Here is a 15715-nt window from a genome sequence, read left to right on the forward strand (position 1 = left end):
GTTCAGGCCTCCAGCTTCACGAGCCGGTCCAGCACGGCCTCGGCGCTGGGCGCGTGGACCTCGTCGACCAGGCGCCCGTCGCGCAGGAAGACGACCCGGTCGGCGTAGGAGGCGGCCACCGGGTCGTGGGTGACCATCACGATGGTCTGGTTCAGCTCGCGGGCCGAGTCGCGCAGGAACGCCAGGACTTCGGCGCCGGAGCGGGAGTCGAGGTTGCCGGTGGGCTCGTCGGCGTAGACGACCTCGGGGGCGCCGAGCAGGGCGCGGGCCACGGCCACGCGCTGCTGCTGGCCGCCGGAGAGTTTGGAGGGCAGGTGGTCCAGGCGGTCCTGGAGGCCGACGACGTTGATGATGTGGTCCAGGCGGGCCTGGTCGGTGTCGCGTTTGGCGATCTGGGCGGGCAGGAGGATGTTCTGCTGGGCGGTGAGCATGGGCAGCAGGTTGAAGGACTGGAAAATGAAGCCGATGCGGTCGCGTCGGAGCAGGGTGAGTTGTTTGTCTTTGAGTTGGGTGAGGTCGGTGCGGCCGAGGTGGACGGTGCCCGACGTGACGGTGTCCAGGCCGGCCAGGGCGTGCATGAGGGTGGATTTGCCCGAGCCGGAGGGGCCCATGATCGCGGTGAAGGCGCCGCGGGTGAACTCCACGGTGACGTTGTCCAGGGCCCTGACCGCCGAGTCCCCACTCCCATACACCTTCGACAGCTGGTGCGCCGACACGACGGGCGGGGCCGCCGTGGGGTCGGGTGCGATGGCCGTGGCGTGTTCGCTCACGTGTGCTCCTCCTGCTCGCGGTAGGGAATCGATCCGCTGGCCGGGTCATATGGGGACCAATCGGCCGCAGGAGGGTTAACGCGGGTGGTGATCGATCGGGTTCAGGGGGCAGCGGCGGGCGCGTGTGGTGGCGCTCACCCTTGCGCGGGTGAGCGCCACGCATCCCGTCCGATGGGCTCAGTCGGCCGACAGCTGCGGCGGCCCGAAGGACTCGCCGCCGTCAGCGGAGACCACGAGCATGCCGTTAGCGACGGCGGCGATGTGGTCGGGGCCGGCGTGGAAGGCTTCGGGTTGCCCCCCGACCGACCCGAGTTCGCTCCAGGTCGTCCCGCCGTCGTCGCTTTGGTGCACCGTCCCCGCCGGGTCGATGCCGACGACCGTGTCGCCCTGTGACCAGTCGACCAGTGCCAGCATCGGCGCGCCATCGACGGCGGTGAAGGACGTGCCGCCGTCGGTCGAGCGGCGCAGCCCCTCCTGGGTCGTGGCCACGACGGTCGTGCTGTCCTCGGAGATCGCGAGCGAGACCGCGGCGACGTTCTGGTCGAGTTCGCTCCACTTCTTGCCGTCGTCGGTCGCCACCAGGGCGCCGTCGAAACCGATCACCGTGTCCTTGGACGCGGCGAGTGCGTGGAAGTCCGACTGTCCCTCGCGGGAGAGGGTGGTCCAGGTCTTCCCGCCGTCGGTGGACTCCAGCAGGCCGACCGGGTTGGGCCGGTCGGGGGTGCCCTCGCCGGGGTGGCCGCTGGCCACCAGCCGGTCGGGCCCTGCCTCGGCCAGGCCCATGTAGTCCATGACCGGGCTGATCAGCTCGGCTTTGACATCGTCGTCGGCGCCGGTGATGCGGTAGACGCCGTAGTGCGTGCCCAGGAGCAGGCCGTCGCTCTCGGGGTCGGCGACGATGCCGTGGACGTGCTCGGCGTCGTCGGGCAGTGGGAAGCCCTCGACCGCGCCGGGAGGGGTGGTGCCGTCCGTGCCGCCGGGGTCGCCGCCATCGGTCTCGGTACCGCAGGCGCTGAGCAGGAGAACGGGAACGAGCAGCGCCGCTGGTGCGAGGAGGCGCTGTGCAGTGGTGGACATGATGTAGGAAACCGCTTTCGTCGATCCATTGGTGGGTCCGTGGGCAAGGGGACCGGTACTAGATCCGCAGGATCGACAGTTCGGCCAGGTCGGGTGGGGCGCGTTCGGCGGTGCCCGCCGGTGGCGCGGAGACACCCCCAGGAGTGGGCGCGGGTGGTGGCAGCAGGATGTAGCGAGCCAGTGCGGGGGCGGGCAACGGCAGCGCGGCCGGCGCGGTGAGGCATCCGCCGCTGTCCGAGGAGTCGCAGGAGCGCGCGGACACGGTTTCGGTGCCGCTGTTCGGCGTGTCGAGCCCGGGGGCCGTTTCGGTCGCGGCCGCCGATGGCGTGGACACGGCAGACGCCGCCGTGTGGACGGTGTGCTCGGGGAGGAGGAACTCATGGTGGGCGGCGAACACGCACGCCACCAGAAGAGCGAGGATCCCCAGCGCCAGCCCGGTACGGCGGGTCTGGCTCCCGGTCTGTGGCATCGCACCCCGCCTTCATGACGCGTAGGGGCGGCGCCCTCCTCGGGGCACCGCCCCTCATCCTAGGGGAGCGTCCACCGCGCTGGTCAGAGGACCACAAACGCGCGGTGGCCCAGCACACTCCCCCTGCCCCTCGTTCGACACGGCGGCGGAGGCGATGCTAGAAACGACCATAGCAAACGAAAATCATTTTCAATATGAGGATGGGTTCATGGAATCCGCGCGCACGGCCGTCGACGGGGGAGCGGACACCCTCCCGGTGACCGTCCTCTCCGGCTTCCTCGGGGCCGGCAAGACCACGCTGCTCAACCACGTGCTCCACAACCGCCTGGGGCTGCGCGTCGCTGTCATCGTGAACGACATGAGCGAGGTCAACATCGACGCCGGACTCGTCCGGGAGGGCGGTGCGCTGTCCCGCACCCAGGAGCGCCTCGTCGAGATGACCAACGGGTGCATCTGCTGCACCCTCCGCGACGACCTCCTCATCGAGGTCGACCGGCTCGCCCGCGAAGGGCGCTTCGACCACCTCCTCATCGAGTCCAGCGGCATCTCCGAGCCGATGCCGGTCGCCGCGACCTTTGCCTTCGCAGACGACGACGGCCAGAGCCTGTTGGACCGCGCTCGCATCGACACCATGGTCTCCGTCGTGGACGCCGTGAACTTCCTGCGCGAACTGGACCTCGGCGATGACCTCGTCTCCCGGGGCCTGGACGCCTACGAGGGCGACGAACGCACCGTCAGCGACCTGCTCATCGACCAGGTCGAATTCGCCGACGTGCTGGTGGTGAACAAGACCGACCTCGTCGGCGCCGACGACCTTGACCGGGTCGAGGGGGTGCTGCGGCGGCTCAACCCCCTCGCCCAGATCGTGCGGGCCGAACACGGCCGGGTCGACCCGCGCCTCATCGTCGGGGCCGACCTGTTCGACCTGGAACGGGCGTCCCGCGCGCCGGGGTGGGCGGCCGAGCTCAACGGGGACCATGTCCCCGAGACCGAGGAGTACGGGATCTCCAGCGTGGTCCTGCGTTCCGACAGGCCGTTCCACCCCGGCCGCCTGTGGGAGCTCATCGAGTCCGGATTGGACTCCGGCTCCTACGGCACGATCCTGCGTTCCAAGGGCTTCTTCTGGCTCGCGACGCGCGCCGAGATCACCGGGCTGTGGTCGCAGGCGGGGCCGGTGTTGCGGTTCGAGCCCTCGGGTGTGTGGGACCCGGCCGACGGCCCCCGTCTCGGCTACAGCGCCGACGATCTGGAGGGTGCCGAGAGCGTTTCGCCGCGCCAGGAGCTCGTCTTCATCGGAACCGGGCTGCGCGGTGACACGCTGCTCGGCGCGCTGGAGGACTGCCTGCTCACCGACGCGGAGATGGCCCTGCCGTGGGGACAGCTGCCCGACCCCTTCCCCGCCTGGGATATTCGCGGCATGCACGCCCACCCCCACGACCACCATCACCCCGCGCCGGCCGGCGGCTGACCCGAAAGGCTACTGAGGTTGCTCCCGCCGCCGTTCGCGCACCTGATCGGCGGTCTCGGGGATCTTCAGTACCGCGATCAGCGTGATAAGGCCGAGCATCACCATGTAGGCCGACACCGACATCGTCGTCCCGGTGGACTCCGTCAGCACGGCCGCGGCGAATGGAGTGATCCCGCCGCCCAGGATCGCGGCGACCGCGTAGGCGAACGAGGCACCGCTGTAACGGATCCGGGCGGGGAACAGCTCGGCGTACAACGCGGCCTGCGGGCCGTAGGTCAGGCCGAGCCCGACCGCCAGCATCAGCACCGCGGCCAGCATCAGCGGAACCGAGGCGGTGTCCAACAGAAGGAAGAACGGGAAGGCCCAGACGATCAGCCAGACCGATCCGATGAGATAGACGGGCCGCCGCCCCACAGCGTCGGACCGCCACGCCGCCCACAGCGTGGTCGCGATCCAGAAGAGCGCGCCGAGCACGATCAGCAGCAGCATGGTGTTCTGTCCGACCCCGAGCCGGGTGGTGGCGTGGACGAGGATGAACGCCAGGAACACGTAGCCGATACCGATATTCGCGACGAACACTCCGATGGCGACGGCGAGCGTCCTGGGGTGGTGGCGCAGCACCTCGGTGATGGGTCGTCGGGAGCGCTGCTCCTGCTCCTTCAACCGGGCGAACTCCGGCGACTCGTTCACCCGGAGCCGGATGAACAGGCCCACGATGATGAGCACCGCGCTGAACAGGAACGGCAGGCGCCAGCCCCATGCCGTGAACTGGTCGGCCGACAGGACGGTGGTGACCGTGAAGAACGCGCCGTTGGCCACGACCAGACCGGTCGGGGCGCCCAGTTGCGGGAACGCGCCGAAGAGGCCGCGCCGGTGGACCGGAGCGTGCTCGACGGCCATCAGCGCCGCCCCGCCCCACTCGCCGCCCGCGCTCAGGCCCTGCATCAGCCGGAAGACCACCAGCAGGATGGGCGCGGCCAGGCCTATCTGGTCGTAGGTGGGCAGCAGGCCGACACCGACCGTCGCGACGCCCATGAGCAGCAGCGCCAGCACAAGCATGGTCCGACGCCCCAGACGGTCGCCGAAGTGGCCCATGAGGATCCCGCCCAGTGGCCGTACGACGAACGTCACACCGATCGTGGTAACGGAGGTCAGGCTCGCGGCGGCAGGGGACAGGGCGGTGAAGAAATGCTGGCCGAACACCAGCTGGGCGGCGGTCGCGTAGATGAAGAAGTCGTACCACTCGATCGTCGTGCCGATGAAGCTGGCCCCCGCCACCCGGCGGACCTGCGATTCCGGCCCTCGTTTTCCTCGCATTCCGGTGGTGCGTTGTATCAACGTCGTCCCCGTTCCGAAGAAGTGGACCTGCGGGCCGGGCCCGAGCTGAGTGTAAATGTGGCACGGAACACGAACAAGAGCCGCTGTTGCGCTGTTGCGGAGCGTAACACCATGTGGAGGGCGGTATGCGGTGATCGTCCGCATCCGGGCGGCTATCGGCGGTCTCGGTAGTGTCGGAACCGTGGTCAGCAAACACAAGCGGTTGCCGCGTCAGGTCAGGGAACAGCAGATGATCGACGCCGCCGTCCAGGTCTTCTCGCGCGTCGGCTACCACACGGCCAGCGTCGACGAGATCGCGGAGGCGGCGGGCGTCTCCAAACCCATGGTCTATATCTACGTGGGCTCCAAGGAGGGACTGTTCACCTCCTGCATCCACCGTGAGGCCGACCGGCTGGTCGAAGCCGTGCGTTCCGCCGCGCGCCACGACGTCGCGCCCGAGCAGCGGCTGTGGGAGGGGCTGCGCGCGTTCTTCCGCTTCGTCGCCGACAACCGCGAAAGCTGGAAGGTGCTCTACCAGCAGGCCCGCAGCCAGGGCGAACCCTTCTCCAAGGAGGTCACCCAGGCCCGTTGCCGCGTCATGGACGAGATCACCGCCCTGGTGATCGCCGGAACCGAACTGCCCGGCGGCGAGCGGATCATCTCCGAGAAGGACGCCGAAATCATCGCCCGCATAGCCGCGGGCGCCGCCGACGCCCTCACCGACTGGCTCCTGGAACACCCCCAGGAGACCCCCGAGGAACTGACCATGCGCGTCATGGAGATCGCCCGCATTGGCGCACACCGCTATTACGACCGCGGTGCACGCGACGGACACGCCGTGGCGGCACCTCCGGGCACGATCCGCCCCATCACGCGTCCCATCCCGGACCCGCGCCACGCCAGCGACTGACCGGGCAACGACCGGCGCGCACGCACACGCCGCCCCGCATCAACGTGCTGGGCGGTGTCGTCCGCACGATGAGTGCGATGGGGGATCGGCCGCCCCGGGACAGCCGCGCTCCGTCCGGCTTCTCACCTCAGAGCGGGGCGTCCCACCGGGTCAGGGCGAACCACAGGCGCATGCGCTGCTCGGGATCGGCGAGGTCGACGCCGAGGTCGCGTTCGATGCGGCCGATGCGGTAACGCACGCTGTTGCGGTGCGAGCCGAGGTCGGCGGCGGTGCGGTCCCAGTTGCCGTGGCGGGCGAGCCAGGTGTGGAGTGTGGTGCGCAGGCCGCGGGCGGTGTCGGTGGTGTCGGCGAGCGGACCCAGGATGGTGCGTGCGGCGGTGCGCGCGCGGTCGGGCTCGATCGCCTCGGCCAGCGGGTCGGATGCGTCCGGCCAGATCAGTGGTGATCCGACGGCGGTGGCCCGGACCAGCAGGGCGGCGGCCGTGCGGTCGGCGTCGGCCAGGTCCCGGGGCTCCGCCGGGGCGCTCAGTGCCGCCAGCCATCCCGCGCTGTGCAGTCGATCCAGCTCGGCGCGGTGGGCGGTGGCGTCGCCGCGGTCGGCGAGCACGGCCCGCAGCTCGCCCTCACCTGGATCCACCAGTTCCGTTCCGGCCACTGCGGCCAGTGCCGCCGCGTGCGGGGCTGGTCCGCGCCCGGTCCACCGGGCGCGTAGCGCCCGAAACCTGATGGCCGTCCCCGCCTCCGCGCCGGTGCCCGTTCCCGTGGCCGACGCGCCATCGGCGGTACGTCCGGCCAGGCTGGCCAGCGCAGGGGCGAGGTCGGCTCCGGGCTCGGGATCCAGGAGCAGGCGGGCGATGGTCCGGCCGGGCGAGCGCTCCGCCCCCGACCGTGTGTGCGAGAGCAGGCCCAGCAGGGCGACCGCGGTGCCCAGCACCGCGCGGTCGGTCGGATCCAGCGGGGCGGTCCGGCCCACGATCAGGACCTCGCCGGAACCGCCCGGTCCGCCGACGGCGTGCAGGGCCACCTCATCCTCGCCCATCCGCGCCTTGGCGCTGCGCGGCCCGCTCGGCCGACGCAGCTTCTCCAGCAGCTCGACCACCTCGTCGCTGAGCGGCGGTACGGGCTCGGCGCGGGTGATCACCGATTCAGCGGCCAGCGCCGCCCAGCCACCCAGCGCCCGCGCCAACGTGCCCACCAGGCGCTCCACCGGCGAAGGGGCGGTGACCGCCCGCGCCAGCGCGCGGTGCGCTTCGCCCATGCGGCGCAGATCCTGAACGTGCAGCTCCTCCAGGGCCTCGCCGACCGCCTGGCTCACCGCGACGAACGGTGTCTGGCGGGGCACCTCCACCAGGGGGAGCCCCTGCGCACGGCACTCGTCGACGAGTGCCGGGGGCAGCCGGTCGTGGACCGGGGTCACCCCGAACCCGAGCGCGCCGACCCCGGCCCGCACCAGCCCGGCCACATAGGCGCGCACATCGGCGGGGCGGGTGGACATGTCGACCCCGGCCGTCAGCAGCAGTTCCGAGCCGCGCAGGTAGGGCACCGGGTCGGCCAGCTCGCTGACCAGCGCCCAGCGCACCTGTGGTGCGGTGCCCGGGGCCGCGACGACGGTGCGGAGCCCGAGGTCGCGGCGCTCGGTGATCGCGCGCAGGGGGACCGTCCGCGCGGTGGAGCTGCGGGGTGGTACGTGGGGCAACAGTGCGATCCAACCATCTTTTCGGAGCCAACTGGACGGATCATCCATTTCCCCGCAGCTTATCCGGTGTTTACCGTGCTCTCGGCGCACCGGTTGATATCGCCCGATCGAGGCCGATAGTGGGATAGCGCCGCGCGCAGCAGACCGCCGCAGAGAACGATGAGCACCACGGGACAGAGGAAACGAGGAACATGACCGCTCCGATCGGACCCACCGACTCCAGCCGGGTACCGCGCTTCGCCGGTCCGGCCACCTTCGCTCGGCTTCCCCGCATCGACCAGGTCGAGCACGCCGACATCGCGGTCGTCGGTGTCCCGTTCGACACCGGGGTCTCCTACCGGCCCGGCGCCCGCTTCGGCCCCGCCTCCATCCGTGAGGCCAGCCGCCTGCTGCGCCCCTATCACCCGGGCCTCGACGTCTCCCCGTTCGCCGAGCTCCAGGTCGCCGACGGCGGCGATATCGCGGTCAACCCCTTCTCCATCGGCGACGCCGTCGAGACCATCGAGGACGCGGCGGGCGCGTTCGTCAAGGGGGGCACCCGCCTGGTCACGCTCGGCGGCGACCACACCATCGCGCTGCCCCTGCTGCGCTCGCTCTACCAGCAGCACGGCCCCATCGCCATGCTCCACTTCGACGCCCACCTCGACACCTGGGACACCTACTTCGGCGAGCCCTACACCCACGGCACGCCGTTCCGGCGCGCCGTCGAGGAGGGCATCCTCGACACCGAGGCGATCTCCCACGTCGGCATCCGCGGCCCGCTGTACGGCAAGAAGGACCTGGAGGACGACCGCCGCTTCGGGTTCGGCATCGTCACCGCCGCCGACGTGATGCGCAAGGGCGTCGACGAGATCACCGACGCGCTGCGTCAGCGCATCGGCTCCCGCCCGCTGTATGTCTCGGTGGATATCGACGTGCTCGACCCCGCCCACGCGCCGGGCACCGGCACCCCCGAGGCGGGCGGTCTGACCAGCCGCGAGCTCCTGGAGATCCTGCGCGGGCTGGCCGACTGCAACCTGGTCGGCGCCGATGTCGTGGAGGTCGCCCCCGCCTACGACCACGCGCAGATCACCGCGACCGCCGCCTCCCACGTCGCCTACGACCTGGTCAGTGTGCTGGCGCTGGAGCGGACCCGCAAGGCGCGCACCTCCGGCTGATCGGCGGTGCCGGTTCGTGGCCGGCCCTGGACGGGACCGGCCACGAACCGGACGGCACGCTCAGGAGGCGGCGGCCCGCTCCTTGGCGCCGCCGAGCGCGCGCCGCGCCCACACCGTGGCGATCAGCGAGCCCGACATGTTGTGCCACACCGAGAACAGAGCACCGGGCAGGGCGGCCAGCGGGGCGAAGTGTGCCGCGGCCAGTGCCACTGCCAGTCCCGAGTTCTGCATACCGACCTCGATGCTGACTGCCCGCCGCGCCGACTCGGGCAGCCCGCCGGCCCGTCCCGCGGCATACCCCAGCGCCAGGCCGAGCGCGTTGTGCACCACGACCGCCAGTGCCAACAGCGCCCCGGTGTCCAGCACCGCCTCGGCGTTGGCGCCGACGATCGCCATGACCACGACGACGATCCCGCCGACCGACAGCAGCGGGAGCAGCGGCAGCACGCGGCGCACGAACGCCCCGGCGACGGCGCGCACGATCAGTCCGGCGACTACCGGACCCAGCACGATCTGCAGGATCGACACGAACAGGCCACCGGCGTCCACGGGCAGCGACGACCCGGCCAGCCACAGCACCAGCAGCGGGGTCAGGACAGGCGCGAGCAGCGTCGAGATCGACGTCATCGCCACCGACAACGCCACGTCACCGCGCGCCAGGTAGACGATCACGTTCGAGGCGGTCCCGCCCGGCGACGCTCCGACCAACACCATGCCGACCACCAGGAGCGGCGGCAGCTGCAGGAGTACCGCGATGCCGTACCCGGCCAGCGGCATCACCAGGAACTGGGCGGCGACGCCCATGAGGACGGCCTGCGGACGCCGGGCCACGATCGCGAAGTCGGCGGCGCGCAGCGTGAGGCCCATGCCGAACATGATCACGCCGAGGAGCACGGTAATGGCGGGGGCGAGCCGCGCCGCCTGGTCGGGTGCGGCGAGTCCGGCGGCGGCACCGAGCAGGATCAGCACCGCGAACCACCGGCTGGCGAACGCGGCGATCCGCATCATGAGGGCCATGCGTTGTCCTTCGTCGATGTCGATGGCGAGGGTGGAAGAGCATGATGCCAGGGGGCAGGGCCGCCGGGGCGGGGCGGGTTCGGTCGCGTCGTGGATCGCCTTGGAACGTCGACAGGCATCGGGAAGTGCGTGCCCGCGGCCCGCAGCAGGGACGGGGCCGTTCCCGGACCCTAGATGGTTGATGGGAGATCTTCGGCCTGGCCGGGTGGCGGCAGGCGAGCAGCGGACGCATGAGCGCGACGGCGCGCCCGCGGGCCTCCGGCGGTGCGTTTACGGCGCCACACCACCGCTCCCTTCGTTGATCTCGGCGATGTGCACCTAATACCGGCGAGTATTAGGTGCACATCGCCGAGATCAACGAACGGGGAGGCGGGAAACCTGCCCGGGCTGGGCAGGGCCGCTCCAGCCGACTCCCATCACCGATCTAGGGGTCGTCCTGCCCCCGATGGGCGTGCGACTCCCCGTCGTCCTCCGGAGCGCGGACAGCGGCCCGCGAAGGTCGGGTACCGGTCGGCGGCAGAGCGGATGCGCGTCCGTGGCGGAGCGGGCCGGCCACTCCGACTGACGACACGGCCGCAGCCCCGGAGATCATTTACATCTTCCATTGAATCATTACTCATGGGTATCGTTGCGTGGGACCGCCGGTCCTGCGGGCCGGAAGCGCCGACGTGGAGGTTGCTGTGCGAGAACACCCCTGGCGGCCGTCCGACGCCCCGCGCCAGGACGGGCGCGTCGCCGTGGTCACCGGTGCGAACAGCGGGATCGGCTATGAGACCGCCCGTGTCCTCGCGTCGCTCGGTGCCCGGACCGTGCTGGCCTGCCGGGACCCCGAACGCGGGGGTCAGGCGCTGGACCGCCTCCGCTCCGAGGTCCCCGGGGCCAAGGCCGAACTCGCGCGCCTCGACCTGGCCAGCCTCGCCTCCGTCCGCGGCTTCGCCACGACCCTGTCCGCGGAACGCGTGGACCTGCTGATCAACAACGCGGGCGTCATGGCCCTGCCCCACCGCACGACCGCCGACGGCTTCGAGATGCAGTTCGGCACCAACCACCTCGGGCACTTCGCGCTGACCGGCCTCCTGCTCCCGCGTCTCCTGGCGGCCGACGCCCCGCGCGTGGTCACCGTCAGCAGCGGCCTGCACCAGCTGGGCCGGATCGACTTCGGAACGCCCCATGCCCCCGACCGCTACCGCAAATGGGGTGCCTACAACCGCTCCAAGCTCGCCAACCTGCTCTTCAGCGGGGAACTGCACCGCCGCGCCGAGCGTGCGGGGACGAATCTGCGTTCGTCCGCCTCTCACCCCGGCGTGGCCACGACCAACCTCTCCGCGGTCGGCCCCACCTTGGAGGGGCGCGCCAGAATCGGCGAACTCATGGTGCGCTCCGTCGGCATCGTCGGTCAGAGCGAACTGGCGGGCGCGCTGCCGACGGTCCGCGCGGCCGTCGACCCCTCGGTGCCGGGCGACGCCTACATCGGCCCGACCGGCTTCTTCGGTGTCCGCGGCGCGCCCCGCTTCTGCCGACGCAGCCGGGCGGCCCGCGACCACGCGGATGCCGCCCGCCTCTGGGACCTGTCCGAGGAACTCACCGGCGTCACCTATGCCTGGAACTGACGCGGCGACCTCGCCGACCGCGAGGCCACGCGGGCGCCAGGAAAAAATACGTGGACAGTCGCTGCGGTGATCCGCATGATCGGACAAGTTCGACATTCCCGATCACCGTGAAAAGGACGTTCCGCGTATGCACACCCCCGCCCTGACCGACGAGCAGGTCGAGCGGTTCATCTCCGACGGGTTCGTCCACCTCGAAGAGGCGTTTCCCCGGGAGCTCGCCGACGAAGGGCGCGCGTACCTGTGGGCGGCCACCGGCAAAGACCCCGACGACCCGACGACCTGGACCGAACCTGTGGTCCGACTGGACCAATTCCATCAGCGGCCCTTCGAGCTCGCCGCGAACACCCCGCGCCTGCATTCCGCCTTCAACCAGCTGGTCGGCCCGGGCCGCTGGTGTGAACGCGGCACCCTGGGCACCTTCCCTGTGCGCTTCCCGCACCCCGACGACCCCGGGGACGACGGCTGGCACATCGACGCCGGATGGCACCCCGAGCTGGAGCGGCTGGCCAAGGAAGGCGTCGACTGGTCCACGTTCGACTGGACCACGATCGACTTCTCCGACTACCGCTGCAACCTGCGTTCCCGCGGGCGGGCTCTGCTCATGCTGTTCCTGTTCTCCGATGTCGGCGAGGACGACGCTCCCACCCGCATCCGTGTCGGCTCCCACCTCGACGTGCCCCCGCTCCTCGAACCGTACGGCGAAGAGGGCGCCAACGTGCACGCCGCCAAGGAGACGGAGCACCGCCCGGTCGTCTCGGCCACCGGCCGTGCCGGAGACGTCTACCTGTGCCACCCGTTCCTGGTGCACGCAGCCCAGCGGCACACCGGCAGCCGACCCCGCTTCATGGCCCAGCCGCCGCTGCAGCCCGTCAACCAGCTGGCCCTCGGCCGACCCAACGGGCGCTTCTCCCCGGTCGAACTGGCGGTACTGCGCGGGCTGGGACGAGAGCCGTCCCTCGGCCCGTGGGAGACCACCTGAGAATCACCCCGACCCGGTCCCGGTTCCCCGAGAACCGGACCGGCGTCGCCGTCGACATGCGCTCGTCGGTTCGCAAAGTTGAATTCAATACGAGGAGAAAAAGCAGAATGGCGTCGTAGAACCGGTTGCAATCCAGTGCTAGCGTCCGCACATGCGAGTCGATGAGTACCTGGCGCACGACGCGGTCGGACTCGCGGCCCTGGTTCGCGACGGCGAAGTATCGCCCGTCGACGTACTGGAGGCCGCGATCGCCCGGGCCGACGAGGTCAACCCCCGTCTCAACGCGATCATCCGGCCCATGTACGAGGAGGCACGCCGCCGCGCCTCCGCTCCCTCCTTCCCCGACGACGCTCCGTTCCCCGGCGTCCCCTTTCTCCTCAAGGACCTGTTCCAGGACTACGCCGGCGTGCCGACCTCCATGGGCAGCCGTGCGATGCGCAACTTCCCCGCGCCCCACCACGCCGAGATCGTCCGCCGCTGGTTGGACGCCGGGCTGATCCCCTTCGGCAAGACCAACCTCCCCGAGTTCGGCGCGAAAGGCATCACCGAGCCCCAGGCGTTCGGTGCCACCCGCAACCCCTGGAACGTCGCCCGCACACCGGGCGGTTCCTCCGGCGGATCGGCCGCCGCGGTCGCGGCCGGGATCGTCCCCGCCGCCGGGGCCAACGACGGCGGCGGATCGATCCGCATCCCCGCCGCCTGCTGCGGGCTGGTCGGCCTCAAAGCGGGCCGCGGCCGGGTGCCCTTCGGACCGGTCATGGGCGAGCCGATGCACGGCGCCGCCGTCAACGGCGTCGTCACCCGCACGGTGCGCGACAGCGCCGCCCTGCTCGACGCCATGGCCGGGCCCGAGCCCACCTCGCCCTACCCCATCGCCGCGCCCGAGCGCCCCTACCGCGACGAGGTCGCCCGCGACCCCGGGCGGCTGCGCATCGGCTTCACCGAGCGGTCCCCTCTGGGCACGACGGTCCACCCCGAGGCCGTGGCCGCCGTCCGCGCCGCCGCCGCGCTCCTCGAAGGGCTGGGCCATGACGTCGAGCAGGCCGAACCGGACATCGACGGCCGTGCGCTCACCGAGGACTTCCTGACCCTCTGGTACGGCTCCATGGCGGCCCTGGTGGATGGGATCAAGGCGCAGACCGGATGCGGCGAGGACGCCTTCGAGCCCGACAGCCTCATGCTGGCCGCCATGGGACGGTCGATGAACGCCTCCTCCTACGTGCGCTGCCACGATCACTGGAACGAGCACATCCGTGCGCTGGCCGACTTCCACGGCCGCTACGACCTGCTCCTCACCCCGACGATCGCCGGGCCACCGGTCCCCATCGGCCGCCTCGACCCGCCCGCCTGGCTGCGCGCCGCCGAACGGGTCCTCGTGCGCACCCGCACCGAGCGGATCGTCACCACGACCGGCCTGGTCAACGCCGAAGTGATGAACAACCTCACCGCCACCCCGTTCACCCTCCTGGCCAACCTCACCGGCGCACCGGCGATCTCCCTCCCGCTGCACTGGACCCCGGACGGGCTTCCCCTCGGTGTCCAGTTCGTCGCTCCTGCGGGAGGGGAGGGCCTGCTGCTCCGCCTGGCCGGGCGCCTGGAGGAGGCCAGCCCCTGGGCCCACCGGCGGCCCCAAGGCGTGTCGTTCCCTGCTGGCGAGGCCGCCGGCCCGTCCCCGACGACCGGGGCGGCGCGCGTCTGAGGGCACGGCTGCCCTGTCGCCGCACCCGGGCGGGCTCCCAGCGACGTCCCCGCTCACCTGGTGGCTCGCCCGTGGCGCTGGGTGCGGGAGCGACCGGTCGGTGGCATCCTGAACCGGCAGGCTGAGCCCCGACGGTGCTGACGAGGACCGTGATGCGAAAGATCATCCTGATGCTGTCGGTGTCCCTCGACGGCTACTTCGAGGGGCCCGACCGCCGACTGGACTGGCTCATGGTCGACGACGAGCTGCACACCCACTTCAACGAGCAGGCCAGGGCCATGAGCGCCTTCCTCGAGGGCCGCGTCACCCACGAGCTCATGGCGAGTTCCTGGCCCACCGCCGACACCGACCCCGCCAGCACCGCGCCCATGCGCGAGTTCGCCGGGATCTGGCGGGAGATGCCCAAGTTCGTGTTCTCCCGAACGCTGGACCACGCCGAGTGGAACTCGACGATCATGCGCGCGATCAACGTCGAGGAGATCACGGCGCTCAAGGCCCGGCCGGGCGGAGACATGGGCATCGGCGGTGCCGACCTCGCCGCCGGTTTCATGCGGCACGACCTGATCGACGAGTACCGCGTCTACGTCCACCCGGTCCTCATCGGGGAGGGCCGGCCCCTGTTCCGGGCCTCGGAGCGCCGGTTCGATCTCCGGCTCGCCGAGACCCGGGCTTTCGGCAGTGGGGTCGTCCTGCTCCGCTACGAGCGCGCGAGGGCGTCGTCGCCGGGGTCAGACAGGGGTGGGGTTTAGTCTGGGCCGCGCGTCCCGGCGGCCTTATGCCTGGTCGGCGGCTTCGACGGTGATGCCGTGGGCGACGCCCGCCGTCGTGCCGCCCTCTGGTGTGACGCACGGAGTGTCGAAGGGGCCGAGGACCGGGGCGTCGATCTTGATCAGCATGTCACCGGGCGTGAGGTCGATGGTGCCCGCGTCGCCGACCGTGTAGGCCCCGGTGAACGGCTTGAGGTTGATGACGTCGCCGCCGTTGATCCGGTCGGCGGTGGCTCCGGGGGAGTCGACCTGGGTGGCGTCGCCCGCCGAGCTCGCGACGTCCAGGGTCGCGGTGATGTCTTTGCCGTCCATCCCGCCGACGAGGTCCAGGATGTCCGGCGCCACCTGGGGCGGGTCGAGGGTGACGGTGGCCTCGAGATCGACGGAGGCGCCCGGGGCGGCCGTGGCGGATCCGGTGAGCTCCACGGTCACTTCGGCGTCGAACGGCGGGAAGTACTCCTGGTAGTCCGCCGGCGGGGTGCAGCGGAAGTCGTAGGTGGTCGTGCCCGCGTAGGCCGCTGTGGGGGAGGCCAGCAGGATTCCGGTGGCGGTGAGGGCGAGGGCTGAGGTCGAGACGGTCGAGCGTTTGCGGGGTGTCGTCTCCATGACGGTGCTCCCAGTTCGCGGGGGTCGCTCAGGACTGGTGTCGGGGAACGCCGCACGTGGCCGACCACGGTCGCGCCTGCCGAGAGGGGTCGGGTGCGGTGGGGGAGGGATCTCGCGCCCGGTGGTGATCGTGGGGGATGGGGGACGGGCAGGGGGTGATCGTTAACAAGCAG

General features: G+C 71.1%; 14 protein-coding genes. 7 read left to right on the plus strand and 7 right to left on the minus strand.

Translation table 11 applies throughout. The annotated features are described in order from the left end of the window. Nucleotides 1–2: 2 nt before the first annotated feature. The 3 genes from CDO52_RS14435 to CDO52_RS14445 all read right to left on the minus strand — a co-directional run bounded on the left by CDO52_RS14435 (nt 3) and on the right by CDO52_RS14445 (nt 2316). The gene (locus tag CDO52_RS14435; RefSeq protein ID WP_094932450.1) at nt 3–770 is read right to left on the minus strand and encodes an ABC transporter ATP-binding protein; all 768 of its coding nucleotides are present in this window, start codon (nt 768–770) and stop codon (nt 3–5) included. 177 nt (nt 771–947) lie between these two features. Beyond that, a complete protein-coding gene (locus CDO52_RS14440) occupies nt 948–1847 on the minus strand; it encodes a F510_1955 family glycosylhydrolase (protein ID WP_017618881.1) in 900 nt (299 codons plus the stop codon). Nucleotides 1848–1905: 58 nt separating this feature from the next. Next, nucleotides 1906–2316, minus strand: coding sequence for a DUF6153 family protein (locus CDO52_RS14445; RefSeq protein WP_017618882.1), 411 nt, complete (start codon nt 2314–2316; stop codon nt 1906–1908). 208 nt (nt 2317–2524) lie between these two features. Between CDO52_RS14445 and CDO52_RS14450 the strand changes: the two genes are divergently transcribed. After that, complete coding sequence (locus CDO52_RS14450; protein WP_017618883.1) at nt 2525–3784, plus strand: GTP-binding protein; 1260 nt, start codon at nt 2525–2527, stop codon at nt 3782–3784. Nucleotides 3785–3793: 9 nt separating this feature from the next. Here the strand turns inward: CDO52_RS14450 and CDO52_RS14455 are convergent, their stop codons facing one another. Beyond that, nucleotides 3794–5101: an MFS transporter gene (locus tag CDO52_RS14455; protein WP_026125831.1), complete on the minus strand. Its 1308-nt coding sequence runs from the start codon at nt 5099–5101 to the stop codon at nt 3794–3796. Between the two features lie 202 nt (nt 5102–5303). On the opposite strand from CDO52_RS14455, the gene CDO52_RS14460 reads away from it, so the two are divergent. After that, nucleotides 5304–6011 (plus strand): TetR/AcrR family transcriptional regulator, encoded by a 708-nt coding sequence (locus CDO52_RS14460; RefSeq protein WP_051060760.1) that lies wholly within the window; start codon nt 5304–5306, stop codon nt 6009–6011. A gap of 127 nt (nt 6012–6138) precedes the next feature. On the opposite strand, the gene CDO52_RS14465 is transcribed toward CDO52_RS14460, so the two are convergent. Continuing rightward, a complete protein-coding gene (locus CDO52_RS14465; protein WP_017618886.1) occupies nt 6139–7707 on the minus strand; it encodes a PucR family transcriptional regulator in 1569 nt (522 codons plus the stop codon). 191 nt (nt 7708–7898) lie between these two features. On the opposite strand from CDO52_RS14465, the gene speB reads away from it, so the two are divergent. Further along, entirely contained in the window at nt 7899–8864 is a 966-nt protein-coding gene (gene speB / locus CDO52_RS14470; protein ID WP_017618887.1) for an agmatinase, read from the plus strand. Between the two features lie 60 nt (nt 8865–8924). On the opposite strand, the gene CDO52_RS14475 is transcribed toward speB, so the two are convergent. Continuing rightward, nucleotides 8925–9881: a bile acid:sodium symporter family protein gene (locus CDO52_RS14475; RefSeq protein ID WP_094932451.1), complete on the minus strand. Its 957-nt coding sequence runs from the start codon at nt 9879–9881 to the stop codon at nt 8925–8927. A gap of 680 nt (nt 9882–10561) precedes the next feature. On the opposite strand from CDO52_RS14475, the gene CDO52_RS14480 reads away from it, so the two are divergent. The 4 genes from CDO52_RS14480 to CDO52_RS14495 all read left to right on the plus strand — a co-directional run bounded on the left by CDO52_RS14480 (nt 10562) and on the right by CDO52_RS14495 (nt 14918). Next, nucleotides 10562–11491, plus strand: a complete 930-nt coding sequence (locus CDO52_RS14480) for an oxidoreductase (RefSeq protein ID WP_026125833.1) — start codon at nt 10562–10564, stop codon at nt 11489–11491. Between the two features lie 127 nt (nt 11492–11618). Beyond that, nucleotides 11619–12470 (plus strand): phytanoyl-CoA dioxygenase family protein, encoded by an 852-nt coding sequence (locus tag CDO52_RS14485; protein ID WP_017618890.1) that lies wholly within the window; start codon nt 11619–11621, stop codon nt 12468–12470. A 151-nt stretch (nt 12471–12621) separates the two neighbouring features. Further along, nucleotides 12622–14169 (plus strand): amidase, encoded by a 1548-nt coding sequence (locus CDO52_RS14490; RefSeq protein WP_017618891.1) that lies wholly within the window; start codon nt 12622–12624, stop codon nt 14167–14169. A 152-nt stretch (nt 14170–14321) separates the two neighbouring features. Further along, the gene (locus CDO52_RS14495) at nt 14322–14918 is read left to right on the plus strand and encodes a dihydrofolate reductase family protein (protein WP_017618892.1); all 597 of its coding nucleotides are present in this window, start codon (nt 14322–14324) and stop codon (nt 14916–14918) included. A gap of 24 nt (nt 14919–14942) precedes the next feature. Here CDO52_RS14495 and CDO52_RS14500 read toward each other — a convergent pair whose 3' ends face one another. Continuing rightward, nucleotides 14943–15542 (minus strand): hypothetical protein, encoded by a 600-nt coding sequence (locus CDO52_RS14500; RefSeq protein WP_017618893.1) that lies wholly within the window; start codon nt 15540–15542, stop codon nt 14943–14945. Nucleotides 15543–15715 lie beyond the last annotated feature (173 nt).

The sequence above is a fragment of the Nocardiopsis gilva YIM 90087 genome, from assembly GCF_002263495.1.
Taxonomy (GTDB): domain Bacteria; phylum Actinomycetota; class Actinomycetes; order Streptosporangiales; family Streptosporangiaceae; genus Nocardiopsis_C; species Nocardiopsis_C gilva.